Raw genomic sequence first — 2,707 nt, 5'->3', positions numbered from 1 at the left:
CTTGCCTCGCCAGAATACCTCCTCTATCGTGATAACCTTTTTCTGTTGACTGTCGTTCCCCTGATTGATGGAAGCAATGCATTCTCCTGTACTCGGCTATCTCCGTTTCCCCACTTTTGGTACGAACCAACTCTATTTTGTTGCTGAAGACAACCTCTGGGAAGTCGCCCTGGAGGGTGGGCGGGCCCAGCGCCTGACCGAATCCCGTAGCGAACTGCAGACCCCTCGTCTCTCTCCCTGTGGTCGCTGGCTTGCTCTAGTCGCTGCAGAAGAAGGTGAGCAGGAGGTCTACTGTCTACCTGCTGAGGGTGGCCCCTTGCGACGGCTGACCTACGTGGGGCACGTGCTGCACATCGATGGTTGGAGTGCTGACAGCACCTCAATCCGTTTCTGTGGAGCGCATCGCTCGATTCATGGCAATGCAGATGCCCAACTCTATGAAGTTTCCCTGGAAGGAGGTCCAATCCATTCAGTGGATCTTGGTCCGGCTCGAACTCTTTCGGCAGAACCTGCTGGATTGGGACGAGTACTGGGCCGCAATACTGTCCAGAATTCTCGCTGGAAGCGCTACCGGGGAGGTTGTCATGGAGAGATCTGGGTCGATGTGAGTGGGGAAGGAACCTTCGAGCGCATCCTCAGTGATCATCCGGGCAATCCGGTCGTCCCGATCTGGTGGCATGGCCGGATCTATTTTCTGTCTGATGTCGATCGAACTGGCAACCTCTGGTCATGTCAGCCAGACGGTAGTGATCTGCGCCAAGAAACCAAGGAAACTGGATTCTACGTACGCCAGCCCGCTTTTGGTGAGTCCCAGGTGATTTACCACCAGGCAGGGAGTCTATGTCGCTGGGGACCTGGACAGGAGACTGGTGAGGTACTGCCGATTACTTTGCCATCCCCACAGTTTCATGTGCAGCGTAAGTTCGTCTATGGTTCTGAGGAGTGGGATGACTTCGCTCTGCATCCCAAGGGACACTCGGTTGCTCTATCGGTACGTGGCAGGTTGGCCTCAATGCCACTCTGGGAACTTGCAGTGCAACAGCATGGTAAACGACAGGGAGCCCGTTATCGACTGCCAACGTATCTCATGGATGGACGGCTGGTGACGATTGCCGATGAACAAAACTCCCAGGAGAAACTGCTGCTCTTTGCCGAAGAGGCTTCGGTGTTGCCTTTGGAGCGGATTGAATTGCCCAAAGGTCATGTTCAGTCCATGGTCGCTTCTCCGACTCAGCCCGCCTTGTTACTGACTACCAGTCGTCTGGAGTTGTGGCACCTGAACCTGGAGAAGGGAACACTAACACTGCTGGATGCTTCTGACCTGCGCGAAATCGAGGATGTTGCCTTCTCACCGGATGGTAATTGGGTTGCTTACAGCAAACACCTGAACACCGAGCAATCTGCCATCTTCCTCTGCTCCGTGGATCAACCCGAACCACGACAAGTGACCGAACCGGTACGCTATGACTTTGGTCCTGCCTTTGATCCGGAAGGGCAGTGGCTCTATTTCCTCTCCTCACGCACGTACCAACCGATCTGGGACACTGTGCAGATTGGGGCTAGCTTTGCCCGTAGCATGAAGCCCTACCTGATTGCTCTACGTAATGATCTGCGTTCCCCTTTTCTGGAACAACCTGCGCCTCCCGGAGAAAAGGAAGAAGAGGAACCTGAAGAGCGAGAAGAGGAAAACAGCGAGAAGAGTACCGAGAAGAAAGAAGACAAGAAGAAGAAGGAAGAACCGGTCCCACTACGCATCGACTGGGAGGGTTTGTCCCAGAGAATCATTGAGTTTCCGGTGAATGAGGGCATCTATGGACAGGTCTTTGGCCTGCGCAAGCGAGTGCTTTTCAGTGAGTTTCCGCTGAGCAGTGGTAGCGAGGAGGAAAAGCCAGGCAAGCGAAAACCAGAGGGATTGCTCTGGGCCTACGACTTCGAAAAACAGGAGAAAGAGCTGTTGCTGCAGGGGTTGGACTACCTGGAAGTGACTCCTTCTGCTCGCACGATGGCCTATGCCAGTGAAGAGGGTCTGCGGGTGCTGGAAGCTGGAGCCAATGTGAGTGAGGACGATAGTTCTCCTGAGGAACCTTCCCGCAAGACCGGCTGGCTGGATCTGGATCGATTGCGCTTTGCTGTGGAGTTGCGTCCAGAGTGGGAGCAGATGTTCCACGAAGCCTGGCGTCTGCAGCAAGAGTTTTTCTGGGATGAGGAGATGTCTGGAGTCTGTTGGCAGGAAGTGGCAGAACAATATCGTCCGCTGTTGGACCGGGTTGCGTCACGGGCTGAATTGTCGGATTTGATCTGGGAGATGCAGGGTGAACTCGGCACTTCGCATGCCTACGAATATGGAGGAGATTATCCCCCCAAGCGGCGTTATCAACTTGGGCGACTCGGTGCTGATCTGGAGTGGGATGTGGCTGCCAAGCGCTACGTGATTCGACGACTCTATGCCGGTGATCCCTGGCGTTCGAAGATTCGTTCGCCACTCTGTGAACCAGGACTCAATGTGCGAGAGGGGGATTATCTCTGTGCCATTGGTGGAGTTTCCCTTGATGAGCAGACCAGCCCAGGGGAGTTGTTGCTACACCAGGCTGAACAAATGGTTCCGCTGACTTTGCAGCATCCAGAGAAAGACGAAAAACCACGCACAATCACTGTGCGTACCCTGCGTAGTGAGCGAGCCGCTCGCTATCGTGATTGGGTGGAAGGG

1 protein-coding gene is annotated in these 2,707 nt (G+C 54.7%); it reads left to right on the top strand.

Annotated features, from left to right (window positions below):
• Positions 1–76 precede the first annotated feature (76 nt).
• The coding region (locus P8O70_15300) for a PDZ domain-containing protein (protein ID MDG2198213.1) at positions 77–2,707 on the top strand (2,631 nt) is incomplete at its 3' end.

The sequence above is a fragment of the SAR324 cluster bacterium genome, assembly GCA_029245725.1.
Taxonomy (GTDB): Bacteria; SAR324; SAR324; order SAR324; family NAC60-12; genus JCVI-SCAAA005.
This window is presented reverse-complemented; position numbering and strand designations above follow the sequence as displayed.